We start from the raw sequence: 26,186 nt of genomic DNA, 5'->3' as shown, positions 1-26,186 counted from the left end.
GCAGGAAAGGGCAAGATGCGCCCCTCTGCCATTATTATTCCTTGTGATCAAGTTGCTTTCCATGATGCGGGTGTGGGTGCCATCTCATCATATAACCGTTTGCTTTTAGTTTTTGATGTTTGACTTCCATTATTTTTAGTACTTTATCGCCTTGTTCTTTGGAAAAGACACCGTACTCGACATATTTCTTTACAAGTTCTTTCTTTGTTGAATACATTTGTTCGTGTAATTTACCAAGCTCTGCTTTTTGATCATCTGTCAGATTCACCTTTTGCTCAGGCGTTTGTCCTGAACCTTCTGCAGAAGCCAAGGAATTGAAACCAAAGCTGATAATAAAAGCAGCTGCAATAGATATCACCATTTTTTTCATTTTTCTTCCCTCCTTTCCGAAGATTCTCTTATATTCTTTGCGAAAGTTTAGCAGAATATGTAAGAGTGGACGAATCTGATAGAGAATTGATAGTATAACAATGAAGATAAATAGAATGAGGGGGCTGAACGATGTTAAACAAATTTCTGTCGAGTATCGGGATAGGGCATGTGAAAGTAGATACCATTGTCCATACAACTGAGATTTCGCCGGGAGATGATATCAGGGGGGACGTTGTATTAGTGGGGGGAATGGCCGACCAGCCGGTAAATGAAGTTCGATTACGGCTTTTCTTTAAGTATGAGGAAGATAAAAAGGACAGTGATTTTTCCTATCATGAGAAAGATTTAGATACCATTATATTAGATAATATAGGGACCATCCAAGCTGGGGAGAAAAAAAGGATTCCTTTTGAGTTTCCTACTCAGTCAGGTCATCCTAAAACCACTGATACAGAACAAACCATATTAAGGACAACAGTGGAAATACCACAAGCGGTAGATCCGACAGACGAAGATAGCATATTTGTCCGATAATCTCCCGGAAAAAGGCTGGGACATATTTAAATCGAATCAATCATAAGACGAACCATTCATATCAAATAGTCTTAAAATCACTCGTTACACTGCTGCCCGATTCCGTGCAAGACTTTGCTTTCCCCGGACGGAAGGCGAGCCTCCTGCTGTCCTCAAGGTGTCCTGCCACAGGGCTTAGGGGCATGAGATTATAAGACAAGACTACCCAAAAAGGAAAAACTCCTTTCCAGTAGTCTCGTCTCATGCTTGTCGCCCCTGGTCAAAGCCCTTTCGCTTTTCTCCTTCCCCTCAAGGTGTCTTCGCCTTCTCACTCCAATCATCGGCTAGAACAAGCTTATTCACTAGGTATACTTTATTAAAAATAATTAAAATCCGAACAGCTTCGATTTCATAAATGAATTTCGATTGTCGTTCGGATTTTCTTTTGTCTAAAGCTCCATTCTATATGCTTCATTAGCTACCAGATTTTTGAATGTGGGGAATTAAAAGTACTAACTTCTCATTGAAATCCATAAAAACCCAATGTAGAATGTAGTAAACGCATACATTCTAAAAATTCAGAATTTTAAAGTGTGCGAATCATGTAATAAGGGAGGAATTTGATGGGTGGAATATGGTTAGCAGTCATAGGGGGTATCGTGTTTTTTGTAGGTTATAAATATTATTCGACACTTATTGCCGAGAGAGTGTACAGGCTGGATCCAAATTACGTGACACCCGCCCACCAGTTTAATGACGGGGTCGACTTCGTACCAACAAATAAATTTGTTTTGTGGGGTCACCATTTTACATCCGTTGCCGGCGCTGCTCCAATCGTGGGTCCGGCTATTGCCGTTTATTGGGGATGGCTCCCTGCTTTTCTTTGGGTAATCTTGGGTACTGTATTTGCCGCAGGTGTCCATGATTTCGGAACCCTTGTGCTTTCGGTTCGGAATAAGGGACAATCCGTCGGTTCATTAGCCAATAAACTGATAGGGAAGAGGGCTAAAGTACTTTTTCTATTCATTATTCTAATTCTGGTCTTAATGGTCAATGCCGTTTTTGCATGGGTCATTGCCAATTTATTCATTACTTTCCCAGCGAGTGTATTATCGGTGTTCATCCAGATTCCGTTGGCGATTTGGATAGGGTATTCTGTATACAAACGTAATGGAAGCATGTTATTGCCTTCAGTCGTAGCCCTTGGTGTGATGTATGCATCAGCAGTCGTCGCAAGCCGAGTCGATTTTTTGCAAATTGATCTTGTCCGCTATTTCGGAGGTCAGGAAGCGACGTCATTATTTGGCTTTAGCTCGACCAGTATGGCTTTCCTTGTATGGATCGTTATTCTGATGATTTACGTTTACATAGCCTCCATCCTTCCTGTGTGGAAGCTATTACAGCCACGTGATTATATCAATTCACATCAATTAATCGTGGGTCTTGGTTTGCTCTATCTCGGTCTATTGTTCACAAATCCTGAAATCACTGCACCTATGACCAATGGATCTGCTGATGTATCCTGGTTCCCGTTATTATTTATCACAATCGCGTGCGGTGCCATATCCGGTTTTCACGGGCTGGTCTCTTCCGGGACTTCTTCAAAGCAGCTGAATAAGGAAACAGATGCCCGATTTGTTGGTTATTTAGGAGCGGTAGGTGAAGGGGCACTTGCATTGATTGCGATCATTGCCTGTATTACCTTTTTCCCGAACGTAGAAGAATTCCAAGCGACGTACAGTGGATTTGCAGCAGCTAGCGGAGCGGGATTAGGCGTTTTCATTAAAGGGGCAGGGCAGCTTGCAACAGGTGTAGGGATTCCCGCTGATATTGCTGCTACAATTGTTTCTGTCATCATCGTAAGCTTCGCGGCCACAACATTGGATTCATCTGTTCGTCTTATGAGGTATATCATTGCAGAATTGGGAGAGGAATACAAGGTGCACTCTTTGACCAATGCCCATGTCGCGACAACCATAGCAGTGGTCTCGAGTACGGCTTTGACACTATTGCCTCAAGGTCCTAAAGGCTTTGGGTCAGGGGGATATCTTCTCTGGCCATTGTTTGGTACATCTAATCAGTTACTTGCCGGAATCAGTCTTCTCCTGATTACCATATGGCTGAAACGTCAGGGGAGAAATTACCTGGCAACTTTGATTCCAATGGTTTTCCTCATGTTTATGACACTTTGGGCAATGATCAATCAAGTTGTATTTGAATGGTCCGGAGCAGGAGAGGGGGATGGGAATATGCTCCTGTTTATCTTTGGTAGCATTATCTTGATATTCACTTTGTGGATTCTCATCACCGCAGTATCTACCTTATCTAACAAGGAAGATGACCCTTCTCAGTTTTCTGCATAATCAGGAGATAGGGGGACCTCACATCGGTTCCCCTTTTTATTCTATTATTAGGGAATGAGGGATTGAGCGTGGATACCACCATGAAGGAAAAGTTCAAAAGGATAATAGAGCTATATGATGACATGATTCGCCTTCCGCACAAGACGGAAATTGCCAGGGAATTGAGGGACGAGGAGGATTTATTCTTGTTGCTGCTCTACTCAGATATGCTTGGAATACCCAATCCAGTATTCTATTACACATTGGAACTCTATCCATACATGATTGAAAAATTTCATGATTGGCACTTACGAATGGGTATGGAACACTCTCCCCTGGATGGGGTCAGATGTTGTTAAATAGAAAGGAGAGAGAAAGACTTGTATAAATTACTGGAACAGTCCATTTTATTTGTCGGTGGAAAAGGAGGAGTCGGGAAATCAACTACTGCATCTGCACTGGCTGTCATGTTTGCAAACATGGGGGAAAGGACGTTAATTATCTCCACAGATCCAGCTCATAATTTGGGAGATATATTTCATCAGGAGATCACGGGGGACAAGACCCCATTACTGGAACATTTATGGGGGATAGAAATTAACCCTGAAACGGAAACACGACAATACATTGACGGAGTGAAAGGGAATCTTAAAGGGATGGTCAAGGCAAATATGGTGAATGAAGTCCATCGACAAATCGAGATGGCCTCTTCTGCACCAGGTGCAGAAGAGGCGGCCTTATTTGATCGGATCGTTTCAATCATTCTTGAAGAAAGAAACGATTTTGACAAGATCATCTTTGACACAGCTCCTACCGGACATACGATTCGATTATTGTCTCTTCCTGAATTGATGGGAGTATGGATGGACGGAATGCTCGAAAGAAGGAAGAAAACAAACAAAAATTATTCACAGCTTTTGAATGATGGCGAGCCGGTAGATGATCCCATATACGATGTACTTCAAAAACGCCGTGACAAGTTTTCTAAAGTAAGAGGGATACTGCTTGATCAAAAAAAGACAGGTTTTCTTTTTGTACTCATACCTGAAAGGCTGCCGATTCTTGAAACAGAAAAAGCGATTGAATTGATGTCCAAGCATTCACTGAATATAGGGGGGTTAGTTATAAATAAAGTCCTTCCGACTAAAGCAGATGGGGACTTTTTACAAAAAAGAAGAGATCAGGAAAAAGTATATTTGCATCTGATGAAAGAGAAGTTCACAACCCAAGCTTTATATCATATCCCTCTACTAGAAGAAGATATCTGTACTCTTAGTCATCTCGAAAAATTTGCAGACTATCTTCAGCAAGCAATTTATAAAAGGGAGGCTGTCTACCAGCATGGGGGTATACATAGTAAAAATGAGTGACCATTGGGGAAATTCTTCAATGGTCATTTTCATTTATGGAAGGGGAAATGTGTGAATTTGTCGAATGAGTAAAAAACAATAAAGTGAGGGAATCTTAAAAATGAAAACTGATAAAAAGTATGTACCTTCCATTCTCCCCTTAAAGAAAAGGGAGGAAACCCAAAATCGTTGGCTGTTTCACCGACTTAATACCCTTTTACCTTCCCTAATGAAAAAACACAATGTAAACATGTGGATTGTAGTTGGCAGAGAGTATAATGAAGATCCTGTCCTGAAGAGCCTTTATCCAGCTTCAGTAGACGGATCCAGGAGGTTAACGATTCTTGTGTTTTATTTAGATCGGGGACAGCACATTAAAAGGTGGGTGCTGCATCCCAATCCTAATTTTGAACCGTTTTATGAAAGAGCCTGGAATCCTCAAGAATGTGATCAATGGGAAGGTCTTAAACGACTCGTGGAAGAACTTAATCCAGATACAATCGCACTGAACTATTCAACCACGTTCGCTGCTGCTGATGGTTTGAGTCATTCTTATTATCAACATTTAAGTATGGTATTAGAGGAGCACTCACATACATTTGTGTCCGCTCAACATATCATAGTTGATTGGCTATCCATTAGAACCTCCAAGGAGTTGGTGGCTTACCCAACCATAGCCGAGCTTGGGCGAATCATTGCGGAAGAAGCGTTATCCAGTGCGGTAATACACCCAGGAATCACGACTACTGAAGATGTAGTCGATTGGATACGTCAGCGCGTCTTGGATGCAGGAATGGAAACTTCCTTTTACCCTACAGTGGATTTGCAACGTAAAGGATTGGAAATGGATCGATTAGAAGGCGAAATTATACGGTTTGGAGATATTGTTCACTTGGACTTTGGTATTCGTTATCTCGGTCTCGCAACGGATACCCAGCAATTGGCATACGTCCTCCATCCAGGGGAGGAAGAAGCTCCCGAAGGGCTTCAATCCGCACTTGAAACAGCCTTAAGGTTCGGAGATATCATCTCGGATGTAATGAAAGTCGGAAGAACAGGCAATGAGGTGTTTCACGGGGCAATGAAAAAGGCAAGAGATGAAGAAATCGAGGCGATGCTCTATTCACACCCTTTAGGGAATCACTGTCATGAAGCTGGTGCCCTAATCGGCTTATATGATCAACAAGGTGATATCCCCATTAAAGGTGACATGCCTCTTACAGCCAATACCTGCTATGCGATGGAGTACAATATCAAACAATATATTCCTGAATGGAATCAGGTCATCCCGATTTATTTAGAAGAACCAGTCGCTTTCATCCAGAATCGACTGGAGTATATGGCTAAAAGACAAACCTCATTCTATTTGATCTAAGGATGGACCACTAATGAATGAAGAACGACTGATTGCAATGACCGATTGTGATCAGTCTATTAAGTTATCCTATTTATAATTTATGTAAAAAATGAATGTTACCTCTTGACTAAATACCGATAGGGGTATATTATTGTGAATGTAGCGAAAACAATAAGCCAATTGGAGGTGTCTTGATGGAATACAATACACAACTTATGAATCGAATTAAACGGGTTGAAGGGCAGCTCCGGGGAATCGTAAGAATGATGGAGCAAGGGGAAGATTGTAAAGACGTCATCACGCAACTTTCTGCAGCAAAAACAGCTCTTGACCGTTCTGTCGGCTTAATTGTCAGTATGAATCTAGTTGAGTGCGTGAAAGATTCGCATGAAACAGGTGAAAATACAGAAGAACTAGTGAAAGAAGCAGTGAATTTATTAGTGAAGAGTCGATAAGAAAAAGAGTTGACAACTTTTTTTATATCATTTAATATACCCTTATAGGTATTTGAAAACAACATTATCAGGAGGAATTGAAATGAACGCAGATAAAATATTAGATGCAAAGGGACTTGCTTGTCCAATGCCGATCGTGAAAACCAGAAAGGCCATCAAAGAAATTGAATCCGGTCAAATCCTGGAGGTTCAAACAACAGATAAAGGTGCAAAGAGTGATCTAACAGCCTGGGCAAAATCAACAGGACACGAATTATTGGATTCAAATGAAGAAAATGATGTCTTTACATTCTGGATTAAAAAAGGATAAATTTTTTTGAGGGGGTAAATACCCCCTGCAGTAAATAGGAGGGGATACAATGTCAGAAACAAAAACAACCAATATTATTCTCTTTAGCGGAGATTACGATAAAGCGATGGCGGCGTATATCATTGCCAATGGGGCAGCCGCTTATGATCATGAAGTAACAATCTTCCACACATTCTGGGGATTGAATGCTTTAAGAAAAGAAGAAATGGTTCCGATGAAAAAAGGGTTCATGGAAAAAATGTTTGGCCGTATGATGCCCCGTGGAGCAGATAAAATGGGATTATCCAACATGAACTTCATGGGAATGGGACCAAAAATGATTAAAGGCGTCATGAAGAAGCATAATGCCATGCCTCTACCCGATTTGATCGATATTGCAAGGGAACAAGACGTCAAACTCGTTGCTTGTACCATGACAATGGATCTACTGGGTTTACACAAAGACGAGTTACTGGAAGAAATCGAATATGCTGGCGTAGCTGCTTATTTAGCAGATGCTGAAGACGGAAACGTGAACTTATTCATATAATTTTTTTTATAAACAAATATACCCTATGAGGTAATTGGAGGTCGATTTATTATGAACAGTATTGAATCAAATTTTCTTTTAGACGCAAAAGGACTCGCTTGTCCAATGCCAATCGTGAAAACCAAAAAGGCTATGAAAGACATGGAAGCAGGGCATGTGATTGAAATCCAGGCAACAGACAAGGGCTCAAAAGCAGACCTTCAAGCTTGGGCAAAGAGTTCTGGTCATGAATATTTAGGGACTATCGAAGAAGGAGAGGTACTTAAACACTTCGTACGTAAATCAAGCGGTGAAGAGGCGGTTGAGCGTATGCATGAAGCTGTAACCGATAATGAAACATTAGCAAGTAAATTAAGGGATGATGATGTCATTGTTCTGGATGTTCGGGAAAGAGCAGAGTATGCATTCAAGCATATTCCTGGTGCCATCTCAATGCCTTTAGGGGACCTTGAAAACCGCGTGGAAGAATTGAACAAAGAAAAAGACATTTATGTGGTGTGCCGTACAGGAAACAGAAGTGATATGGCAGCACAAATGTTGTTAGATAAAGGATTTCCAAATGTAATCAATGTGGTTCCTGGTATGAGCGAATGGACTGGAGACGTAGAATCTGATATTAAGTAATTCATATTTTAAGGGGGCTTATTTATAATGGCTGTTAAACCGATGAATTCTAAAGAAGTAGCACAAAAGGTAATGAACAAAGAAAATTTATTCATTTTGGATGTTCGTAATGTGGATGCCTTTGAAGATTGGAAAATTGAAGGTGAGAAATTTGAGTATTTAAATATCCCTTATTTTGATCTTTTAGATGGTGTTGAAGAAATCATGAATCAACTCCCAGAAGAAAAAGATATCCTTGTTGTCTGTGCAAAAGAAGGATCTTCCATTATGGTGGCCGATATGCTGTCTGAAGAAGGGAAGGATGTCTCTTACCTTGAAGGGGGTATGAAGGCATGGAGTGAGCATCTCGAGCCTGTTAAAGTAGGTGACTTATCAAATGGTGGTGAACTTTATCAATTCGTACGTTTAGGTAAAGGCTGTCTATCTTACATGGTTGTATCGGGTGGTGAAGCCGCAATCGTGGATGCCACTCGTATGGCAAATGTGTTCATTGATTTCGCGAAAGAAAAGTTTGCAACGATTACAAACGTATTTGATACACATTTACATGCCGATCATATTTCCGGAGGTCGTACCATTGCTGAAGCAACGGGAGCAACGTACTGGTTACCTCCTAAAGATGCTGAAGAAGTGATATTCGAATATGCTGCACTTGAAGATGGAAATACAGTCGTAATCGGAAATACAACCATTGAGATTTCCGCCCTGTATTCACCCGGACATACAATCGGTTCTACATCATTCGTCGTTGATAAGAAATATTTACTATCAGGTGACATTCTATTTGTCGATAGTATTGGGCGTCCGGATCTTGCCGGCAAAGCAGAAAATTGGGTAGGCGACTTAAGAGAGAGTCTATACAAACGCTATAAAGATCTTTCCATGGAGCTTACCGTATTACCGGCTCACTTTATGATTATCGATGAACTAAATGAAGACGGTTCAGTAGGCGAAAAGCTAGGAACACTATTTGCCAAGAATCACGGTTTAAACATTGAGAGTGAAGAAGAATTCAGAATGCTTGTTTCTGAAAATCTGCCACCTCAGCCGAATGCGTATCAGGAAATACGTGAAACAAATATGGGGAAAGTCACTCCTGATGAAGAAAAGCAGCGTGAGATGGAAATCGGGCCTAATCGTTGCGCTGTACGATAAAAAAACAACTAGTTTCTAAATAATTTCCCATTTTACGAGGACAGGAGGGGTAACAATGGATTTGGCCTTTATTTTTACAATCTTTTTAATTGGTTTTGTCGGTTCTTATATCTCAGGAATGGTAGGAATCGGCGGAAGTATCATTAAATATCCAATGCTTCTATATATTCCCCCGCTACTCGGAGTAGCCACATTTTCAGCGCATGAAGTATCAGGTATCAGTGCTGTCCAAGTGTTCTTTGCAACACTTGGTGGAGTATGGGCATATCGTAAAGGAGGCTATCTGAATAAAACACTCATTGCGTATATGGGAGTAAGTATTCTGATCGGTAGCTTCGTTGGTGGTTACGGCTCTAAATTTATGAGTGAAGCAGGGATTAACATCGTTTATGGAATTCTTGCCCTTATTGCAGCGATCATGATGTTCATTCCTAAAAAAGGAATAGATGATGTGAAATTGGAGGATGTTTCGTTTAATAAGTGGCTTGCTGCCATCCTTGCCCTCGTCGTAGGAGTCGGTGCAGGCATTGTTGGGGCGGCAGGAGCATTCCTATTGGTACCTATCATGCTGGTCGTACTGAAAATACCGACAAGAATGACGATTGCTTCCTCGCTTGCCATAACCTTGATCTCATCCATCGGATCCACAGTAGGAAAGATCTCTACTGGCCAAGTAGATTACTTGCCGGCGATGATCATGGTGGTAGCGAGTCTGATTGCTTCTCCACTCGGGGCCATGGCTGGCAAGAAAATGAACACCAAGATCCTACAAATGATCTTAGCACTATTAATCTTGGGGACTGCGATTAAAATCTGGGTGGATATAGTATAAATGGTTGCCTGGTTCTACTAATCAAGCATCTTTTCTGAAAAGAGAAGGGCAGGATGAATGAGCTGGGCATTTTTTTGTTCCCTGTAACTTTCTTTGGTTCCCTTTCGTCTATATAATTGTAGGAAATAAGACTCTAGATGGATGAATATATTCTATTGTACAAGTACAATGAATGCGTTCGATGAATTATCCATTATGAAAAAGGGAGAATGAAAATGAAAAAGCTTATTGCTATTGTCTTACTATGTTCACTTATGGTAAGCGGAATCCAGCCTGCATTTGCTGCAGATAATGATAAAGCAAGCATTAATGAAAAATTCGGACTGCCTATCGTTGTATACGGCGAAACACTTACAAGCGGGCAGAAAAAAGAAGTTCAAAAGCAATTAGGGATGGACGAAGGTACAGAAGTGGAAGAGTTTACGGCTACAGGTGAGGACCTTGTAAAATATATAGAAGGTGAGAACCGAAACGCCCGTATGTTTTCGTCTGCCATGATTACCCGAAAAGATAAAGGGGAAGGCTTGAAGGTTAATATTGTGACACCGGAGAACATTACGGAAGTAACCGATTCGATGTACTCAAACGCCCTGTTAACAGCAGGAGTTGAAAATGCTGTCGTGGATGTTGCCTCGCCAGTTAAAGTCAGCGGTCATTCCGCGCTGGTCGGCATTTATAAAGCGTATGATGTAAGCGGAGAAAAGCTGGATACAGTTCGAATGGAAGTAGCCAATGAAGAGTTGTCGGTTGCAACCAACCTAGCGAAAGAAGCCGGGATTGACAAGGAAGAAGTCAGTAAATTATTAACTGAAATCAAAAAGGAAATCGCCGAGCAGGATCCTGCGACCAAAGAAGAAGTAGAGAAGATCGTTGAAGATAAGCTCCAAGCGCTAAATATAGAATTAAGCCCGGAAGATCGTCAGTTATTGATTGATCTGTTTGAAAAAATGAGATCCCTTGATATTAACTTCGACAATGTTCAACAACAATTAGATGACTTGACGAAGGATATCCAGACGACCATCAAGGATATTGTGAACGATGAAGGATTCGGACAAAAAGTGTCTGATTTCTTTACTGGATTAATAGAGGCAATTGCAAATTTCTTTAAATCTATCAAAAATTTATTTGGATAAGCAGGAAGAAATATAAAAGACTGAGTCTGCCGACTCAGTCTTTTATATTTCAAGTAGAGGAAACGAAAGAAGCACGGTCGTTCCACATCCTTCTTTACTCTCAACAATCAAGGATCCCTTGTGCTTATGCATGATTTCTTTAGCGATGGATAAACCGAGTCCATATCCGCCTGTATCCCTTGTTCTGGACAGGTCAGATCTGAAGAAGCGTTCCCCTATTTGAGATAGGGACTCTTCAGGTATTCCGATTCCTTTATCTTGAATCTTTACTACAGCCATCCCCTCTTCTTCATAGGAGTGAATGAATATCTGACTTTTTTGAGGGGAATATTTCAATGCATTGTCCAGGATATTAAAGAATACTTGCATTACCCTGTCAGGGTCACCATTAATGATAGAATCTTCATTTAATGTATGTTTAATATCAATTTCCTTCGTTTCTGCATTAGGTTGAATCAGCATTAAGGAATCCATAATGAATTGGGAAAGTACCATCGGTTCAACATCAAGTGAAAAGGAAGCATCCTCCAATTTATTCAAATCCAACAGCTCAGTAATTAATTTCTGCATCCTTTTCGATTCTTTTTGGATAAGGTGTAAGCTTTCTTCGATTTCATCCGGATTTGTTTGAACACGGTCAGTCAATGCTTTTGCATACCCGCCTATGTACGTGAGGGGGGTACGAAGTTCATGGGCGACATTCGAAAGAAATTGCCGTTTCCGATCCTCTTGATGCTGCAGGGAGTCCACCATGCTGTTAAAGGTTAGTGCCAGTTCTGCCATTTCATCATTGGTGGTGACGTTAAGACGATCCGAGAAGTCTCCATTGGCCACTTTATTCGAGAAAGATTGCATCTCCCTCACAGGTTTGAACAAAGAGCCCAAGGAAGACTGAATGATTAAGAAAAGTACGAAATAAAACATGACTCCGGTTAATATTAAGATAGGAATCCCTTTACTGAAGACTTCTGTCATTTCAGCAAGAGGTATATAAATGAACAAATACCCCTTTAATTTATCTTTATTCATAAGAGGGAAAATGGCTCCAATCACATTTCGGTTGAACTCACCTACATATCCTTCTTTCATAAGATGATTTCCTTTAGCCAATTCACTCCTGTCTGAAGTGCTAATAAGGGGTCTTCCGTCTATTTGAAAAGGAAAGCTCTTCCGTAGATCATCAAGATCTTCAACCACGGATACTTCATAAGGGGAGATGACGTTGTACCAAAGTATCTTGTCTTTGATATTTCCGCTCACATCCCCATAATGATAGTGTGCTGCTGTCCTCTCTCCCTGATAAAGGAGAGATTCCTTCACAGTACCTATATATAGGTCTTTATAAAGGAAATGAATAAATAAAAAGGAGAACACAATCGTTAAAAATAAGCTGATTAATAATAGGAGTGAAACTTTTTTATTAAGTGTAAGCTTTAGGTTCTTCAAGATGCTCCCTCAAATTTATAGCCAAGGCCCCAGACAGTTTCAATCAAATGACCATGGCTCTTCAGTTTGAGCCTTAACGTTTTAATATGAGTATCAACTGTACGATCACTGCCTTCATAATCACTGCCCCATACTTGATCAAGGAGTTGGTCTCTTGTGTACACTCTCCCATGATTGCGTGCCAGGAATAAGAAAAGCTCATATTCCTTTAAGGTCAAGCGGGGAGAATGTTCCCCGACGGTAACGGTCCTTGATGCTGTATTAAATGATACCGGACCGAAACGCTCAATCATCGAACGGTGATTCGTTTGTATCCCGTATGATCTTCTCAGGATTGTTTCAATTCGAGCGACAAGTTCTTCAGCGTTGAACGGCTTTACCATATAATCATCGCTGCCAAGCTTAAGACCTTTTACCTTATCCAGATCGTCACCTTTAGCCGACAGGAAAATAAACGGGATTTGACTTTTCTCCCGCACTTCTTGTATTAATTGAAACCCATCCATGAATGGCATCATAATATCTACAACCATAATATCGATATTGGTTTTATTCAACTGGTCCAGTGCGGCCAATCCGTTATCAGCTTCTATACAGAAGTAATGATCTCTGTTTAAATACAGCTTGATCAGCTGTCTCATTTCTTGTTCATCATCAACGATCAGTACATTCCATTTTCTCATAATTATCACTCCCGAGTTCTTGCCATAGGTAATTGCATCAAATTTATTATAGATAAAAATAGTGAATTATTTGTGAGATTTACGATTTTTAGCATATTATTATCTTTCTTTATTTTATCATGGGGGTAAATGATTTTGAAATCAGGTCAATGTCTTCTACTTTTTCTCTAACAGGGACACATGCCCTTCCCATTTTTGTCTTTTCTAATAGGCTAATAAAGAGGAGTGACGAACATGCATGAGAGGAGTACGATGAACAGAAAGAATTTAATGAACTTATTTAACTCAGAAACAGGTTTTCCTAATCTTGGGTATGGAGGACAATATCCAGGCGGAAACAGTGGGTATCAAGGTGTTGCCCCCCAGGCCATTCTTCAAGGACAGGGGGGAGGATTTGGTTCAGCCGCGCCATTTAATTATGGCCCTTATAGCGGGACACCAGGTTATATGCCACAGGGGTATCCTGGCTCTGGTTTTCCACCGGCAGGTTATGGTCCGCCCCCATTTGGGCCGACAGGCGGCTACGGATATGGCATAAACCCGCTCGGGGCAGGACTAATTGGTCTGGGATTGGGATTTCTCGGAGGCCAGATTGTGAATACCCCATTTAAAGGTCCACATAAACGTTACTATTATTATTTATAAATAATAAAAACCGACTCTCTCCACCAGAGTCGGTTTTTATTTGAGGACAGATCTCTGCAGATGGGAACGGATCGTAACAAATATGAATGGCGGTATGCTGGCTTGGGAGGGGAAAGTTGAATAACGCCAATTTACCTGATGTCTCGATTTACGATTCTTAATACCCCGGTAGGTTTGATTTTTTGAATTTAGGATAATGTATAAACGAAGAGATAAAACTAATGTTAGGGAGGAATGTCAACTATGAAAACGACAGTAAAAGGTTTAACAGCTAAGGAACTTACCAAAAAAATCATGGAAGGGGAAAGAATATTCATTCTTGATGTTCGTCCTAAAGAAGCCTTTGATGATTGGAAAGTAGAAGGGAAGAACGTTAAGATCATTAACAAACCTTTTTCCGAATTGAAGGACAATCTTGAATCGGTTCAAGCTACATTGCCGAAAAATGAAGCGATATATGTTATATGTGCCAAAGGGAATTCTTCTACAAAAACAGCAGAAATGCTTGTTGAAGCAGGCATGAACAATATTTATTCTGTAGAAGGGGGGATGCAGGCCTGGAGTGAATATCTTGAACCCGTTAAGATTGGGGAACTCGCAGGTGGGGATATGTATCAATTTGTACGTATCGGGAAAGGATGCTTATCTTACGCCGTCGTATCTAAAGGTGAGGTTGCTTTCTTTGATCCAAGCCGTCTGCTTGAACCTTACAAAGCATTCATACAAGAACATAACCTATCCGTTAAAGCAGTACTGGATTCCCATCTACATGCGGATCATATTTCTGGCGGACGTTCTCTAAGTATTGAATGGAATTCACCGTACTATTTACCTCCGAAAGATGCAGAAGAAGTTCAGTACACATATAATGAGTTGACTGATGACACGGTCATCAAGGTAGGAGATACGAAGATTGAAGTAGTCTATTCGCCTGGTCATACAATCGGAAGTACTTCTTTCATCGTGGATCAGCATTATTTATTGACTGGTGACATTCTGTTTATCGATTCCATCGGACGACCGGATTTAGCAGGAAAAGCTGAAGATTGGGTAGGGGACTTGAGACAAACATTGTATTCCAGGTATAAAAGCCTTCAAGATGATTTAATCGTTCTCCCCGCCCACTTTATGACCATAGACGAGATGAATGAAGATGGTTCAATCTCACATCCCCTAAGTGATCTGTATAAAGATAATCATGGCTTGAATATTGACGATGAAGAGGAATTCAGAAAGACGGTTACAGAAAATCTACCTCCACAACCTAATAGCTATGAGAAGATACGTGAAACCAATATGGGGAAGATCAACCCAGAAGAAGAAGTAAAGCGTGAAATGGAAACAGGGCCGAATCGTTGCGCCATTCGTTGATGAGGCTGAAACTTTGAACATCTTTACATAAAAATGTACTCCAAGAACGAAAAGGCAAACATTACAATTGGGATGTTTGCCTTCATGAGGAAGTACCAAGGAAGTGAATTCAGTATGAATGAAACCAATGAATCAAAATATATTCAGCAGCATTTGGCGAATGAACGAACGTTTTTGGCGTGGATCCGAACCGCTATTGCCATCATCGGTATTGGTTTCTTAACAACTAGTTTACATTTTAATTCACTCCAGGGGGATCCCATTCAAGATCGGATTGCAGCCGGAATAAGTGTTGTTTCCATTTTCATAGGGTTGACGATCATTATAGGCTCGACGATCAACTATTACCGAACGAGGAAACATATTAACACCCAAACATTTGTATCAGCTGATGTCTTCATTAAAATGATGGCAGTTGTCGCTACAATCGTACTCCTATTTGTTACTGTATATTTTTTTTCATTAAATTAGAAAAAAGCTGAAAGCGAGGGAAATGGATCCCCGCATTCAGCTTTTTTTTAGTCTTGTTTCTGTTCGTTGTAGTATTGGACGGATGTCATGGCCCCTTCACTCACCATGGAATTATCTTCTATATTTGATGGATCTGGATTTCCGCCTTTATCAACTGGTAAATCTTCTTTCTTTCTTTTTTTAAATTTCGTAACCAATCCCTCTTTCATATTATGAAGCTGATTCCGTTTTTCTTTCGACGACAGCATCCATCCTAATGAACCGGCCGTTACAGTGGCACCGACAAGCAGTGTTTTATTTACTTTCATTCTTTTCTCCTCCAATCGATTATTTCGTTAGCTTATTATGTTCTTTGTTTTCCCGGCATGCATGAATTTAAACATGGTCCTCCATTTTTAAAGGACTTCAGGAGTGGACATTGTTATCATTCTCGTTGAAAATAAACTTAGATGATTTCAAGAGAGGATGAAAAAAATGAAGAAATTAACGAAACAACTTGTCATCGGTTTTATTGGTACAGGTGTAATGGGGAAAAGCATGGCTGCTCATATCCTGGGTGCCGGTTTTCCCTTAGTTGTCTATAATCGTACAAAAGAGAAGGCGATAGATCTGATACAAAGAGGTGCGAAATGGGCTGACACACCCCGGGAGGTCGCAGAAGCTTCGGATGTGGTCATTACAATCGTAGGGTACCCTTCAGATGTAGAGGGAATTTATCTTGGGGAAAATGGAATTTTACAATATATGAAACAGGGTTCCGTTGCCATTGACATGACTACTTCTTCTCCGAAATTAGCTGTAGAAATTTATGGAAAAGGCGTTGATAAGGGGATTTCCGTATTGGATGCTCCTGTTTCAGGCGGGGATATCGGAGCCAAAGAGGCCAGGCTTTCCATTATGGTTGGGGGTGAAGAGGAATCGTTCGAGGTGATCAAGCCACTCTTGGATCTCCTGGGTTCCAATGTAGTCTACCAAGGAAAAGCAGGTTCTGGTCAACATACAAAGATGTGTAATCAGATTGCTATAGCATCAAATATGATGGGGGTTACTGAAGCCCTGCTTTACGCAAAAAAATCCGGGTTGAACCCGGAAAGTGTCCTGAAGAGTATCACATCCGGGGCAGCAGGCAGCTGGTCCCTGAGCAACCTGGTCCCTCGAATGATTGATCATGATTATGCTCCAGGATTTTATATAAAGCATTTTATCAAAGACCTTAAGATAGCTCTCGATTCAGCTAAGGATATGGAACTTAGGACTCCGGGTCTTCAGTTAGCCCTTTCATTATATGAGGAGTTGGCTATGAAAGGCGAGGAGAACAGCGGTACCCAGGCGCTAATTAAATTATTGGAAGACTAATGTAAAGAGGCTGGGACATAACTAAATCTATCCATTCTAAAGACGAACAATGAGATTACGTGTTACACCGCTGCCCGGTTCCGAACAAGACTTCGCTTTCCACGGGCAGAAGGCGAGCCTTCTCGTGTCCCCAAGCTGTCCAGCTAAAGGGCTTAGGGGCTCGAAGTCATAAGTCAAGCCTACCAAAAGGCAAAAAACGCCTTTCCGGGAGACTCGTCTTATGCTTGTCGCCCCTGGTCAAAGCCCTTTCGCTATATGACCCATTTCCCCCTATATGATTCCAAGTTAACGGTATTTATTTCATTTGGGTATTATCGTATGCTTCAGCAATAAAGAGGAGGGCAGGGTCATTTGTTTGGGAACAGAAAGGAAAGGTACCAGCATCACTTCTCATTTGAGGATATCGTGAATAGAAAGGATTGTACATCAACACACCCCTTTAGAAAAAGTACTATCAACATATGCAGTGATGCGACTAAATATGATGGGGGAGGTCACCCATCTGTGATTCATACTTCTCTCTTAAATGGGAATAATAGGGGGTGATTGTACATTTTTCTGAAGATAGGGTGAATGTGGTGAAGAGAAAAAGTAATAAACTCATTAAAGTGATATACATGTTTGGTTCAGTCATGACCGTAGTAGCCTTCCTTGTCTCATATGTCCAAACCAAAACGATCATTAAAGCAATTAAGAAGTATAGCCCCTATAATTAAGGTTATCGTTTGCAATATCTTCTTGTAACTTAGACAATAGTAGTAGAAGTGAGGAGGGATACTATTGAAATTAGTAGGTAAGAAAATCATTCAATTAGTCAGTAACGATTTCGAAGATCTTGAGCTATGGTACCCGGTCCTGCGTTTACGGGAAGAAGGGGCAACCGTACATATTGTCGGCGAGAATGCCGATGAGGAATATATCGGAAAATATGGGGTGCCGATAGTTTCTGAGTTTGCCTTTAAAGATATCGACCCAAAAGATTATGACGCCATATTGGTTCCAGGAGGCTGGTCTCCAGATAAACTTCGTCGTTATGAAGAAGTTATTGCCATGGTCCAATCGATGGACGAACGAAAGAAACCGATCGGCCAAATTTGCCACGCGGGCTGGGTATTGATATCAGCCAAGATCCTACAAGGGGTCAAAGTCACCAGCACACCTGGGATAAAGGATGACATGGAAAATGCAGGAGCTACATGGGTGAATGAGCCTGTCGTTACAGATGGCCACATCGTATCAAGTCGCAGACCGCCTGATCTGCCCGATTATATGAGAGAATTTATTGAAGTGCTGACAAAATAGGGAATAATAAACAGGACTGGTCCAGGAAGCTGTGAGCAGCTTATCGAGACCAGTCCGTCCCTTTGTCTATTTCTTTTTATCTCTTTTATTACGATCATTCACCCGGGCAAAAAACGTCTGTTTCACAGATTGATGAGTGGTGATGGCAGCACCTGTAGCGATGAATCCATTTGCAATCCCGTTAAAATCAAACCCAAGGGTCCAACCGCTTGCTCCTACCCCCACCAATAATAAAATCCAAATAATCAACCAATCCGGAATATGTGGTGTTCTTTTTAATGCATACCCTAGCACCCATAGTACAGGAACGAGTACCGTGACTTGTGGATCGATGGAAATTCCGTTTAATAAGTTTTCAATCATGTCATTCACTCCCTATAATGAAAAATGACTTCTATAAAGCTTATTCCAGTATTGGGGGATTTCATGACAACCTGTATGGATATCTTTTTGCAAGAGTCGGAAGTCGTACTAAATACCAAGTGAAATTATAGCCTTTAAAGTGACATACGAATTTTTCAGTGATATTATATTGATTGACCTATATTAAAAAGGAGCTGTTATAAATGGCGAAAAAAGGATACATACAATTTCAAACAGGTGAAAAAATTGAATTTGATTTATTTCCGAATGAAGCACCTGGAACAGTAGCAAACTTTGAAAAATTAGCAAACGAAGGATTCTACAACGGTTTAAGCTTTCACCGTGTCATCCCTGGTTTCGTAAGCCAAGGCGGGTGCCCTAATGGAAATGGAATGGGAGGACCTGGTTACACAATCAAATGTGAAACCGAAGGAAATCCACATAAGCATGAGGAAGGATCATTATCAATGGCACATGCGGGTAAAGATACAGGAGGCAGCCAATTCTTTATTGTACATGAGCCACAGCCCCACCTAAATGGCGTTCATACCGTTTTTGGGAAAGTGACTTCAGGAATTGACATCGCTAAATCAATGAAAAACGGCGATGTTATGGAAAAAATGGAAGTATACGACGCATAAAGCAAGAGGGACGGACCTTTCACCAATATTATTGGTGAAAAACAATAGTTGAAATAATTCATATGATGTTGTATCATACTAATACAGGCTGCGTTGTACGTAATCATAACGAAGTTTTAACCTTTAAACTGTAATAGGGAGTTTTACATCGAAGTTGGAATGTCAAGCCTCCACGATTTGAGGACGACAGGAAACCTTCTGCAAACACCCACTTTGAGGAGTGGTGGTTTAAAACTTTCTTATATCAAATTACGGCAAATGTGGCTGCTTATATTAGTATCTCAAGTCAGTTCCCAATAGGGGGCTGGCTTTTTCTTTTTACATAACATAAAAAAAACCGAATCCCCGTATCAGGAATTCGGTCTTATGTTTATGTATCGTGGCCCCTCCCGTCCGTACATGGTTAAGTGTCCCGCAACAAGCGAATGTTCGGGAGAGGCAAAATAAGTGTATCATGCATGACTTAAATGTGCAAAGGGATTTATTTCAATACACCTTTATCAGTTAAGTAACGGTCGATGTCATGAAAATCATCTACTTCAATAAAAGGAGTACTGCGTTCCTTGAGAATGCTCTGTAGTGCTTTCATGGCAAAGGTGACATCCGCCACTTCAGCAGGGTGGCTATCCGGCTCGCTATCTCCAGCAAAATAAATTGTCTCATACTCTTCTTTTAAATCAGCGATCACTTTGAACTTATCGATGCCATAGCGTCCCGAGTAATGAGGGTGCTCGGGGTCGATATTCATATGTACATTCTTTTCTTTATAAAAGCCTTCATTAGAATACACTTTAACATTTGTGATTCCGTGTTGTTGAAGAATATGATGGATATAGTAATCTGTTCCTGCGCTGAGGATATAGAACCTTCCTCCTTGTTCCTGAACTTTATGGATGAAGGAAGTAACGTGGTCATCGATTTTGAGTGAATGGATATCCTCAATGATTTGAGTTTCATCTTGATGTATAGATGAAAAGACTGTTCGCAAGAAATCGATGTCGTTCATTTCGCCGGCCTTCCACTTTTTAAACAAGGCTTGTCCTTCTTTAAAGTATTTCTCCATGACGAGATGATAGAAGTCTTTCTTAGAAATGGTTCCATCGAAGTCTGAAACAAAAGCCCATTTTTTCATAGCGCCTCCTCCTCGTATTGGATTTAGTTGATTGTATCATAGATATAGAAGGGGGAGGAAGGAAAGAGAAATAAAGAGACTATAATATCATTATGTAAACTGATATTCGGGAATGAAAAAGCACCCTGCCAAAAGCAAGGTGCCATGGTATTACTACTTCATGCTTTTGACAAATCCTTTTAGAACATCCGGAGTACGCTTTACTTCCTGAATGGTGCCCGTGATGGTGGACTTTTTATATTCGATATCCCCTTGGATCTCTCCTTGGGTTACTTGCAGTTGAGTTGCTTCTGAAGAGATTTTATCCATCCTCGATTGAATGTTGGCAGCTGTTTGATTCATTTCATTCATAATTGGACGGGTTGTTTTGATTGTCTTTATTAATGCTGCTCCCAACATAATCAGGGCAATGACGAATAAGGCAATACTTGCATACACAATCCACATATCGATTTCACCTCGTTAAACGCTGTTTTTAGTTATATTCCCTAATTGTGTTAAAAATAACATGAGAAATTAATTTATTCTGCCGGTTTACTAATTCTCATGTAGCTAGTAATCTAAACTATAAGTTGAATACTGTAAAGGGAGAGATGAAAGTGATCAAAGCCATCATGTTTGATTTAGATGACACACTGTTATGGGATTCCAAAAGCATTGAAGAAGCCTTCAGAGCAACATGCCAATACGCATATACGAAGGCAGGAACAGATCCTCAAGTACTTGAGTTAAGTGTCCGGAAAGCTGCAAGGGAGCTTTATGCTGCCTATGATACATATGAATTTACCCAGAATATCGGAATCAATCCCTTTGAAGGGCTATGGGGGGAATTCCTGGATGAACATGATGAGAACTTCCTGAAAATGAAAGAAATTGTTCCGGAATACCGCAAAAAAGCTTGGACCATGGGCTTACATTCTTTAGGGATAACGGATCCCGTACTGGGTGAAGAATTGTCCGAGAAATTTCGGCAGGAACGAAAAGATAGACCTTATGTATATGAGGATACTTTTCGAGTGTTAAATGAAGTGGAAGGGGACTACCTGCTGTTGTTATTAACGAACGGCTCTCCACATTTACAGAATACAAAGCTTGATAAAACCCCAGAACTCCTCCCTTACTTTCAAGAAATCATCATCTCAGGGAATATCGGTAAAGGAAAGCCGGATCCAGCGATGTTCCATCATGCATTAGAGAGGCTGCAGCTTCAGAAGGAAGAAGTCATCATGATTGGAGATAACTTAAATACAGACATCCTGGGTGCTTCGAATGTAGGCATCAAAACGATTTGGATTAACAGGCGGCATCAAACACCTCAAAAGGTAGTCCCGGATTATGAAGTGAAAGAACTTCACGAAATAATCCCGATTGTCACGAACATTATATAACAACAAAGAGGCTTTGATTCGTCATGGCCTCTTAATTACTTTCATTTGTCATAATGCTCCAATTCTATTCATACTATTCACCGAGTCCCGGACGAAGGCATGAAAAGGATGGATGAGAAACGATCTAATTAAGTGAGGAGGAAATTTAATGGGAAGTGGATTCCATTATGTGAATGTCCATGCACCGCGACCAAAGGTATGGACGTTTATTCGTGATATGAATGCTTGGGCTCCACTTGTTCCCGGGTACAAGGAGCATATTATTTTTTCCGATCGTCATTCAGCATGGAAATTTGCCGTCCACTATGGGATGGTGACAAAAAAGATTCATGTGAACGTGAAGATTACAAACTGGAATGAACCATCAGAAGTGAAGTTTACATTAAAGGGAATTAACCAAAGATTCATTGGTTCAGGCTTCTTCAAAGCTGAAGAAGTAAGTACAGTCGTTACAAGAATGACGGGAAGCTTAACGATTGAATCAACCAGTCCACTGGCAAAGCTCCTTCAAAATACATTCGATAAAATGGTTGTCGACCTTACAAAGGAACTAACTTTGGCTGTTGGCAGAGCAATCGAAAGAGGGGGACGTGATCACTTATAGGCAGTTGAGCATGCATCCATTTAGTATGAAAGAACCCTTGGCTGTATGATATAATGTTGTATTTGAGCAAGAGAATTATTGTTAGATAGAAAAGAAATACATACACTAATACGTAATCCGTAAACGTAAAAAGGGGTCTTATCATGCAAAAGCTTCACATACTTCGAGAAGAAGCCATAGAAGAAACAAAACGGAAAATAAAGGATGATATCAAACTATTCCTTGAGAAAAAGGAAACGTGCCCTTCATTCCAGGACTATATAAAAGAAAGAAGCGCTTTTTTTCACCAAATATGGTTGAATATATGGTTGAACAAAGTAACCAACGATGTCCTTCGCAGTCATAAGAAAGCATTTCTGCGTGAGAAAGGTTACGATATTGAAGGTACAGATAAGAAATTGATCAATAAATTGTTCCGGAATGAAATCAGGGAATATCACTCATTTAATATCTTAAACTGGCTAAAGGAAAAACCAATTTCTGAGGAAGGTTGGAAAAAGTGCCATCAAAAGGTTCGAGAGGCATATGTTACAGTAAAAGAAGAAAAAAAGCTGGCCGTCCTTCAAAAAGAAATCCAAAAAAAGATCCTTTCATTCATTAACCATCAAACGTGGCATCTTGAAGATCATTGGTATGTTGAATTACGTTCCTTATTTGCTCATAAATGTATAAACGATATCAGAAGCAAATCAAAATACCGACCTGTTGAGCCGTATATGCTGGAGGAGAAATTAGAAGAAGAAGGCAGCTTTACAATCGGCTACTTCAAATCCGTATCTGATTTTCTGAAGGAATTCACCGGATCGATTCACAAAAAGAGCGAACATTGGGATGGGCATGTGTGGGAATATGAGACTTATTTCTATCCTTATGAGCGATTTGTCTATTATCATACCGAGCAGGTCGTTTATCGCTCTCTTTTACAGCTCATGCCCGAAGACTTAAAAAAGGATTATCATAATATATACGGGCAGGAACTTTCAGAAGAAAGGCTGAGCAGACTAAGTCATCATTTTCTGCTGACGTTAAAGTCGAAATTTTTCACTACGATTCAAGAGGAGTACATAGAGGATTTACACAAACTTGTTGATCTTCCATATGATGCCGATGTGCACCTTTCACTGTATGAAAAGGATCTCGCGAAACGGGAGGAAAGAAAGGCAGCTGAATTGGCTGAACTAAAACGAAAGCAAGAAGAAGAAAAAAGAGTATTAGAAGACATTTTTGGAAGGGAATATAGCCCCTCTTTTCGAGGTGATATTCACTATATTCTCCATATCGGTGAAACCAATACAGGGAAAACTCATCATGCGATCAGCCGTATGAAAGCAGCACGGAGCGGTATGTATTTGGCACCACTTCGTTTACTTGCCCTTGAAATATTCGATTCATTGAATGCCGACGGCGTCCCTTGCATCCTGAAAACTGGGGAAGAAGAAAAGGAAGTGCCTTTTGCAAAACATGTTTCATCAACTGTGGAAATGTTTCGTGAAAAAGATGAATATGAAGTAATTGTGATTGATGAGTCCCAAATGCTTGCCGATCAGGATAGGGGCTTTTCGTGGTATCGTGCCATTACGAAGGCGAGAGCCAAAGAGGTCCATATAATTGGAAGTGAAAACGTACGTCAGCTTCTATTGGAATTGGTCGGAGAAGGTAACGTCGAGATTCATGATTATAAAAGAGACATTCCTCTTGAGGTAGAATCAAAAGAATTTCAATTAAGACATGCTAAAAAAGGGGATGCCATTGTTTGTTTTTCGAGGAAGAAGGTGTTGGATACCGCTTCGAGGTTACAAAACAGCGGACATAAAGTCAGCATGATCTACGGAAGCATGCCTCCTGAAACAAGGAAGAAGCAGATGATGCAGTTCATCAAAGGGAAAACAAATATGATTGTTGCGACCGATGCAATCGGGATGGGGTTAAACTTACCGATACGCAGGATTGTATTCCTGGAGACGGATAAGTTTGATGGAACGAGAAGGAGAAGACTGACTTCACAAGAAGTAAAGCAGATTGCTGGTCGCGCAGGGCGAAAAGGAATCTATAATGAGGGAAAAGTGGCTTTCTCGAAGGATATAAAAGTAATGAAACAGCTCCTCGACAAGCCTGACCAATCTCTCGAGACGTTTGCCATCGCACCTACAAGTGGTGTGTTTGAACGTTTCCAACGTCATTACCATAACATGGATACGTTTTTCTCTCTTTGGGACAAGTTCGAAAGTCCATTTGGAACAGAGAAAGCTTCTCTCTATGAAGAGAGGGAGCTATATGAATTAATTCGTGAAACTGATATTGAAGCAAAGCTTTCTCTAAATGACCTGTACGGATTTCTACATCTTCCTTTCTCCAAAAAAGAAGCTCTGCTGACAGAGCAGTGGCTTGCGTGTATGCATGCAATAGTAGACGGGGAAGACTTACCGGAACCTCAGCTAAAGAATAAAAACCTTGAGCAAAAAGAAGTTTCGTATAAGGCGGTCGGTCTACATCTCTTGTTTTTATATCGTTTGGGCAGACAGACGGAGGCATACTACTGGGAAAGGATCCGTATTGAAATTGCTGATGGAGTTCACGAAAGTCTCAGGACTGAGGTGACAAGTTTAACCCATATGTGCAAACAATGTGGTAAGAAGCTTCCACCGAACTTCGGGTTCCCCATTTGTGATCGATGTCATACAGGAAGAGTAAAAAGAAGAACGAGGAGAAAGCCTTCCCATTAATAATTCATGAGCAAATCTTAAGTAAGATTGAAGGTTCTGTGATACGATCAAATACGAATTGAAAATGATGATTGAGGTGTTACAATTGAAGATTGAAGTCTGGTCTGATTATGTATGTCCATTTTGCTATATAGGAAAACGCCATTTGGAAATGGCACTCGAGAAATTCCCTCAAAGGGATAAGGTTGAGATAGAATTTAAAAGCTTTGAGCTTGATCCCGGTGCTCCAGTTCATACAGAATATAGTATTCAAGAACTACTTTCTAAAAAATATGGTACATCGATCGAGCAAGCAAAAAACATGACCGATAGCATGAGTCAGCAGGCGGCGACGGTCGGCCTTGATTTTCAATTTGATACTAATATACCGACGAATACGTTTGATGCTCACCGCCTTACTAAATATGCAAAATTAAAAGGAAAAGAAGCAGAGATGACTGAAATCCTGTTGCATGCACACTTTACCCTATCTAAACATATTGGTGACAAGGATACTCTCGTAGAATTCGCGAAACAAGCTGGACTAGATGAAAAAGAAGCTGAAACGGTTCTTTCTGGCAGTGATCACTCTCAAGAGGTTCGCATGGATGAAGACCAAGCAGGACAAATCGGTGTCCAGGGTGTACCGTTCTTTGTAATCAATCGTAAGTATGCGATATCCGGTGCACAGCCAAGTGATGTATTCTTGAATTCCATCCAAAAAGTGTGGGAAGAGGAAAGTGAAATGGCACCTCTTCAACCTCTTGGAACGGATGGTATGGCATGTGATGAAAATGGATGCGAAATCCCCCCGTCCAAGTCGTAATCTGTTGGTGTTAGAATAACGAAAAAAGCAAGCTGGAAAACTTTTTCCGCTTGCTTTTATTTCGTCCAGCTCCAGCGGCTAGAGGCTCGAGGTCTTATGCCAATCCAGCCAGGAAGGCAAAGGGCGCCTTCCCGACTGGATCGACATAAGCTTGTCGCCTCTGTTCAAGCCGCTTGCGCTTTTGTTTCGTCCAGCTCCAGCGGCTAGAGGCTCGAGGTCTTATGCCAATCCATCCAGGAAGGCAAAGGGCGCCTTCCCGGCTGGATCGACATAAGCTTGTCG

General features: G+C 40.8%; 30 protein-coding genes, 1 other RNA gene and 1 pseudogene. 24 read left to right on the top strand and 8 right to left on the bottom strand.

The window, feature by feature from the left end:
* Positions 1-34 precede the first annotated feature (34 nt).
* Positions 35-370, bottom strand: a complete 336-nt coding sequence (locus tag BAA9072_RS12775) for a YckD family protein (RefSeq protein ID WP_201715069.1) — start codon at positions 368-370, stop codon at positions 35-37.
* Between the two features lie 131 nt (positions 371-501).
* Between BAA9072_RS12775 and BAA9072_RS12770 the strand changes: the two genes are divergently transcribed.
* The 12 genes from BAA9072_RS12770 to BAA9072_RS12715 all read left to right on the top strand — a co-directional run bounded on the left by BAA9072_RS12770 (position 502) and on the right by BAA9072_RS12715 (position 10,974).
* Positions 502-906, top strand: a complete 405-nt coding sequence (locus tag BAA9072_RS12770) for a sporulation protein (RefSeq protein WP_201715068.1) — start codon at positions 502-504, stop codon at positions 904-906.
* Between the two features lie 602 nt (positions 907-1,508).
* Positions 1,509-3,248 (top strand): carbon starvation CstA family protein, encoded by a 1,740-nt coding sequence (locus tag BAA9072_RS12765; protein WP_201715067.1) that lies wholly within the window; start codon positions 1,509-1,511, stop codon positions 3,246-3,248.
* A gap of 80 nt (positions 3,249-3,328) precedes the next feature.
* On the top strand, positions 3,329-3,586 hold the full coding sequence (locus BAA9072_RS12760; protein ID WP_201715149.1) for a cory-CC-star protein: 258 nt from the start codon (positions 3,329-3,331) through the stop codon (positions 3,584-3,586).
* Positions 3,587-3,607: 21 nt separating this feature from the next.
* Positions 3,608-4,597 (top strand): ArsA family ATPase, encoded by a 990-nt coding sequence (locus BAA9072_RS12755; protein ID WP_230980852.1) that lies wholly within the window; start codon positions 3,608-3,610, stop codon positions 4,595-4,597.
* 100 nt (positions 4,598-4,697) lie between these two features.
* On the top strand, positions 4,698-5,951 hold the full coding sequence (locus tag BAA9072_RS12750; RefSeq protein ID WP_201715066.1) for a M24 family metallopeptidase: 1,254 nt from the start codon (positions 4,698-4,700) through the stop codon (positions 5,949-5,951).
* Between the two features lie 176 nt (positions 5,952-6,127).
* Entirely contained in the window at positions 6,128-6,388 is a 261-nt protein-coding gene (locus BAA9072_RS12745) for a metal-sensitive transcriptional regulator (RefSeq protein ID WP_201715065.1), read from the top strand.
* An 82-nt stretch (positions 6,389-6,470) separates the two neighbouring features.
* Positions 6,471-6,698 (top strand): sulfurtransferase TusA family protein, encoded by a 228-nt coding sequence (locus BAA9072_RS12740; protein WP_201715064.1) that lies wholly within the window; start codon positions 6,471-6,473, stop codon positions 6,696-6,698.
* Between the two features lie 49 nt (positions 6,699-6,747).
* Positions 6,748-7,227 (top strand): DsrE/DsrF/DrsH-like family protein, encoded by a 480-nt coding sequence (locus BAA9072_RS12735; protein ID WP_201715063.1) that lies wholly within the window; start codon positions 6,748-6,750, stop codon positions 7,225-7,227.
* 51 nt (positions 7,228-7,278) lie between these two features.
* The gene (locus tag BAA9072_RS12730) at positions 7,279-7,851 is read left to right on the top strand and encodes a sulfurtransferase TusA family protein (protein WP_201715062.1); all 573 of its coding nucleotides are present in this window, start codon (positions 7,279-7,281) and stop codon (positions 7,849-7,851) included.
* A gap of 27 nt (positions 7,852-7,878) precedes the next feature.
* Positions 7,879-9,006 carry an MBL fold metallo-hydrolase gene (locus tag BAA9072_RS12725; RefSeq protein ID WP_201715061.1) on the top strand — a complete coding sequence of 376 codons (1,128 nt, stop codon included), beginning with the start codon at positions 7,879-7,881 and terminating at the stop codon, positions 9,004-9,006.
* Positions 9,007-9,061: 55 nt separating this feature from the next.
* Positions 9,062-9,838, top strand: coding sequence for a sulfite exporter TauE/SafE family protein (locus BAA9072_RS12720; protein ID WP_201715060.1), 777 nt, complete (start codon positions 9,062-9,064; stop codon positions 9,836-9,838).
* Between the two features lie 215 nt (positions 9,839-10,053).
* Positions 10,054-10,974, top strand: a complete 921-nt coding sequence (locus BAA9072_RS12715) for a DUF1002 domain-containing protein (RefSeq protein WP_230980851.1) — start codon at positions 10,054-10,056, stop codon at positions 10,972-10,974.
* 42 nt (positions 10,975-11,016) lie between these two features.
* On the opposite strand, the gene BAA9072_RS12710 is transcribed toward BAA9072_RS12715, so the two are convergent.
* Positions 11,017-12,420 carry a sensor histidine kinase gene (locus tag BAA9072_RS12710; protein WP_201715058.1) on the bottom strand — a complete coding sequence of 468 codons (1,404 nt, stop codon included), beginning with the start codon at positions 12,418-12,420 and terminating at the stop codon, positions 11,017-11,019.
* Positions 12,417-13,103, bottom strand: coding sequence for a response regulator transcription factor (locus BAA9072_RS12705; protein WP_201715057.1), 687 nt, complete (start codon positions 13,101-13,103; stop codon positions 12,417-12,419). Before BAA9072_RS12705 ends, BAA9072_RS12710 begins: the two co-directional genes overlap by 4 nt.
* Positions 13,104-13,355: 252 nt before the next feature.
* Here BAA9072_RS12705 and BAA9072_RS12700 point away from each other — a divergent pair, with 252 nt between their 5' ends.
* The 3 genes from BAA9072_RS12700 to BAA9072_RS12690 all read left to right on the top strand — a co-directional run bounded on the left by BAA9072_RS12700 (position 13,356) and on the right by BAA9072_RS12690 (position 15,590).
* Entirely contained in the window at positions 13,356-13,748 is a 393-nt protein-coding gene (locus tag BAA9072_RS12700) for a hypothetical protein (protein ID WP_201715056.1), read from the top strand.
* A 243-nt stretch (positions 13,749-13,991) separates the two neighbouring features.
* On the top strand, positions 13,992-15,119 hold the full coding sequence (locus BAA9072_RS12695; RefSeq protein WP_408015234.1) for an MBL fold metallo-hydrolase: 1,128 nt from the start codon (positions 13,992-13,994) through the stop codon (positions 15,117-15,119).
* A gap of 84 nt (positions 15,120-15,203) precedes the next feature.
* Positions 15,204-15,590, top strand: coding sequence for a YidH family protein (locus BAA9072_RS12690; RefSeq protein ID WP_230980850.1), 387 nt, complete (start codon positions 15,204-15,206; stop codon positions 15,588-15,590).
* A gap of 47 nt (positions 15,591-15,637) precedes the next feature.
* On the opposite strand, the gene BAA9072_RS12685 is transcribed toward BAA9072_RS12690, so the two are convergent.
* Entirely contained in the window at positions 15,638-15,898 is a 261-nt protein-coding gene (locus BAA9072_RS12685; RefSeq protein WP_201715054.1) for a hypothetical protein, read from the bottom strand.
* 166 nt (positions 15,899-16,064) lie between these two features.
* Here BAA9072_RS12685 and BAA9072_RS12680 point away from each other — a divergent pair, with 166 nt between their 5' ends.
* Entirely contained in the window at positions 16,065-16,946 is an 882-nt protein-coding gene (locus BAA9072_RS12680) for an NAD(P)-dependent oxidoreductase (RefSeq protein ID WP_201715053.1), read from the top strand.
* Between the two features lie 254 nt (positions 16,947-17,200).
* Here BAA9072_RS12680 and BAA9072_RS24520 read toward each other — a convergent pair.
* Positions 17,201-17,340 (bottom strand): annotated as a pseudogene (locus tag BAA9072_RS24520) (peroxiredoxin); the annotation flags it as partial.
* Positions 17,341-17,524: 184 nt separating this feature from the next.
* Here BAA9072_RS24520 and BAA9072_RS12675 point away from each other — a divergent pair.
* Together BAA9072_RS12675 and BAA9072_RS12670 are read left to right on the top strand one after the other, a co-directional pair.
* On the top strand, positions 17,525-17,662 hold the full coding sequence (locus BAA9072_RS12675) for a hypothetical protein (protein WP_201715052.1): 138 nt from the start codon (positions 17,525-17,527) through the stop codon (positions 17,660-17,662).
* 64 nt (positions 17,663-17,726) lie between these two features.
* Entirely contained in the window at positions 17,727-18,248 is a 522-nt protein-coding gene (locus tag BAA9072_RS12670; protein WP_201715051.1) for a type 1 glutamine amidotransferase domain-containing protein, read from the top strand.
* A 66-nt stretch (positions 18,249-18,314) separates the two neighbouring features.
* Here BAA9072_RS12670 and BAA9072_RS12665 read toward each other — a convergent pair whose 3' ends face one another.
* On the bottom strand, positions 18,315-18,611 hold the full coding sequence (locus BAA9072_RS12665) for a phage holin family protein (protein WP_201715050.1): 297 nt from the start codon (positions 18,609-18,611) through the stop codon (positions 18,315-18,317).
* A 203-nt stretch (positions 18,612-18,814) separates the two neighbouring features.
* Between BAA9072_RS12665 and BAA9072_RS12660 the strand changes: the two genes are divergently transcribed.
* Together BAA9072_RS12660 and ssrS are read left to right on the top strand one after the other, a co-directional pair.
* Positions 18,815-19,252, top strand: a complete 438-nt coding sequence (locus tag BAA9072_RS12660; RefSeq protein ID WP_113967927.1) for a peptidylprolyl isomerase — start codon at positions 18,815-18,817, stop codon at positions 19,250-19,252.
* An 82-nt stretch (positions 19,253-19,334) separates the two neighbouring features.
* Positions 19,335-19,523, top strand: a non-coding RNA gene (gene ssrS, locus BAA9072_RS12655) — 6S RNA.
* 210 nt (positions 19,524-19,733) lie between these two features.
* Here the strand turns inward: ssrS and BAA9072_RS12650 are convergent.
* On the bottom strand, positions 19,734-20,384 hold the full coding sequence (locus tag BAA9072_RS12650; protein ID WP_201715049.1) for an MtnX-like HAD-IB family phosphatase: 651 nt from the start codon (positions 20,382-20,384) through the stop codon (positions 19,734-19,736).
* A 153-nt stretch (positions 20,385-20,537) separates the two neighbouring features.
* Positions 20,538-20,831, bottom strand: coding sequence for a DUF948 domain-containing protein (locus tag BAA9072_RS12645; RefSeq protein ID WP_201715048.1), 294 nt, complete (start codon positions 20,829-20,831; stop codon positions 20,538-20,540).
* A 152-nt stretch (positions 20,832-20,983) separates the two neighbouring features.
* Between BAA9072_RS12645 and BAA9072_RS12640 the strand changes: the two genes are divergently transcribed.
* The 4 genes from BAA9072_RS12640 (at position 20,984) to BAA9072_RS12625 (ending at position 25,904) form a co-directional block, all read left to right on the top strand.
* The gene (locus BAA9072_RS12640; RefSeq protein ID WP_201715146.1) at positions 20,984-21,772 is read left to right on the top strand and encodes an HAD family hydrolase; all 789 of its coding nucleotides are present in this window, start codon (positions 20,984-20,986) and stop codon (positions 21,770-21,772) included.
* 148 nt (positions 21,773-21,920) lie between these two features.
* A complete protein-coding gene (locus tag BAA9072_RS12635; protein WP_201715047.1) occupies positions 21,921-22,376 on the top strand; it encodes a CoxG family protein in 456 nt (151 codons plus the stop codon).
* A 143-nt stretch (positions 22,377-22,519) separates the two neighbouring features.
* Positions 22,520-25,099: a DEAD/DEAH box helicase gene (locus BAA9072_RS12630; protein WP_201715046.1), complete on the top strand. Its 2,580-nt coding sequence runs from the start codon at positions 22,520-22,522 to the stop codon at positions 25,097-25,099.
* Between the two features lie 85 nt (positions 25,100-25,184).
* The gene (locus BAA9072_RS12625; protein ID WP_201715045.1) at positions 25,185-25,904 is read left to right on the top strand and encodes a DsbA family oxidoreductase; all 720 of its coding nucleotides are present in this window, start codon (positions 25,185-25,187) and stop codon (positions 25,902-25,904) included.
* The last annotated feature ends 282 nt before the right edge of the window (positions 25,905-26,186 follow it).

The organism is Rossellomorea arthrocnemi (assembly GCF_904424705.1).
GTDB lineage: Bacteria > Bacillota > Bacilli > Bacillales > Bacillaceae_B > Rossellomorea > Rossellomorea arthrocnemi.
This window is presented reverse-complemented; position numbering and strand designations above follow the sequence as displayed.

What these genes read in the sequence shown, in the direction of transcription:
- BAA9072_RS12685 (WP_201715054.1), bottom strand. Translation starts at nt 15,898, where the DNA reads ATGAAAGTAAATAAAACACTGCTTGTCGGTGCCACTGTAACGGCCGGT.
- BAA9072_RS12725 (WP_201715061.1), top strand. Translation starts at nt 7,879, where the DNA reads ATGGCTGTTAAACCGATGAATTCTAAAGAAGTAGCACAAAAGGTAATG.
- BAA9072_RS12705 (WP_201715057.1), bottom strand. Translation starts at nt 13,103, where the DNA reads ATGAGAAAATGGAATGTACTGATCGTTGATGATGAACAAGAAATGAGA.
- BAA9072_RS12665 (WP_201715050.1), bottom strand. Translation starts at nt 18,611, where the DNA reads ATGATTGAAAACTTATTAAACGGAATTTCCATCGATCCACAAGTCACG.
- BAA9072_RS12700 (WP_201715056.1), top strand. Translation starts at nt 13,356, where the DNA reads ATGAACAGAAAGAATTTAATGAACTTATTTAACTCAGAAACAGGTTTT.
- BAA9072_RS12730 (WP_201715062.1), top strand. Translation starts at nt 7,279, where the DNA reads ATGAACAGTATTGAATCAAATTTTCTTTTAGACGCAAAAGGACTCGCT.
- BAA9072_RS12765 (WP_201715067.1), top strand. Translation starts at nt 1,509, where the DNA reads ATGGGTGGAATATGGTTAGCAGTCATAGGGGGTATCGTGTTTTTTGTA.
- BAA9072_RS12630 (WP_201715046.1), top strand. Translation starts at nt 22,520, where the DNA reads ATGCAAAAGCTTCACATACTTCGAGAAGAAGCCATAGAAGAAACAAAA.
- BAA9072_RS12695 (WP_408015234.1), top strand. Translation starts at nt 13,992, where the DNA reads ATGAAAACGACAGTAAAAGGTTTAACAGCTAAGGAACTTACCAAAAAA.
- BAA9072_RS12680 (WP_201715053.1), top strand. Translation starts at nt 16,065, where the DNA reads ATGAAGAAATTAACGAAACAACTTGTCATCGGTTTTATTGGTACAGGT.
- BAA9072_RS12745 (WP_201715065.1), top strand. Translation starts at nt 6,128, where the DNA reads ATGGAATACAATACACAACTTATGAATCGAATTAAACGGGTTGAAGGG.
- BAA9072_RS12775 (WP_201715069.1), bottom strand. Translation starts at nt 370, where the DNA reads ATGAAAAAAATGGTGATATCTATTGCAGCTGCTTTTATTATCAGCTTT.
- BAA9072_RS12740 (WP_201715064.1), top strand. Translation starts at nt 6,471, where the DNA reads ATGAACGCAGATAAAATATTAGATGCAAAGGGACTTGCTTGTCCAATG.
- BAA9072_RS12690 (WP_230980850.1), top strand. Translation starts at nt 15,204, where the DNA reads ATGAGGAAGTACCAAGGAAGTGAATTCAGTATGAATGAAACCAATGAA.
- BAA9072_RS12750 (WP_201715066.1), top strand. Translation starts at nt 4,698, where the DNA reads ATGAAAACTGATAAAAAGTATGTACCTTCCATTCTCCCCTTAAAGAAA.
- BAA9072_RS12735 (WP_201715063.1), top strand. Translation starts at nt 6,748, where the DNA reads ATGTCAGAAACAAAAACAACCAATATTATTCTCTTTAGCGGAGATTAC.
- BAA9072_RS12650 (WP_201715049.1), bottom strand. Translation starts at nt 20,384, where the DNA reads ATGAAAAAATGGGCTTTTGTTTCAGACTTCGATGGAACCATTTCTAAG.
- BAA9072_RS12720 (WP_201715060.1), top strand. Translation starts at nt 9,062, where the DNA reads ATGGATTTGGCCTTTATTTTTACAATCTTTTTAATTGGTTTTGTCGGT.
- BAA9072_RS12760 (WP_201715149.1), top strand. Translation starts at nt 3,329, where the DNA reads ATGAAGGAAAAGTTCAAAAGGATAATAGAGCTATATGATGACATGATT.
- BAA9072_RS12770 (WP_201715068.1), top strand. Translation starts at nt 502, where the DNA reads ATGTTAAACAAATTTCTGTCGAGTATCGGGATAGGGCATGTGAAAGTA.
- BAA9072_RS12645 (WP_201715048.1), bottom strand. Translation starts at nt 20,831, where the DNA reads ATGTGGATTGTGTATGCAAGTATTGCCTTATTCGTCATTGCCCTGATT.
- BAA9072_RS12660 (WP_113967927.1), top strand. Translation starts at nt 18,815, where the DNA reads ATGGCGAAAAAAGGATACATACAATTTCAAACAGGTGAAAAAATTGAA.
- BAA9072_RS12635 (WP_201715047.1), top strand. Translation starts at nt 21,921, where the DNA reads ATGGGAAGTGGATTCCATTATGTGAATGTCCATGCACCGCGACCAAAG.
- BAA9072_RS12715 (WP_230980851.1), top strand. Translation starts at nt 10,054, where the DNA reads ATGAAAAAGCTTATTGCTATTGTCTTACTATGTTCACTTATGGTAAGC.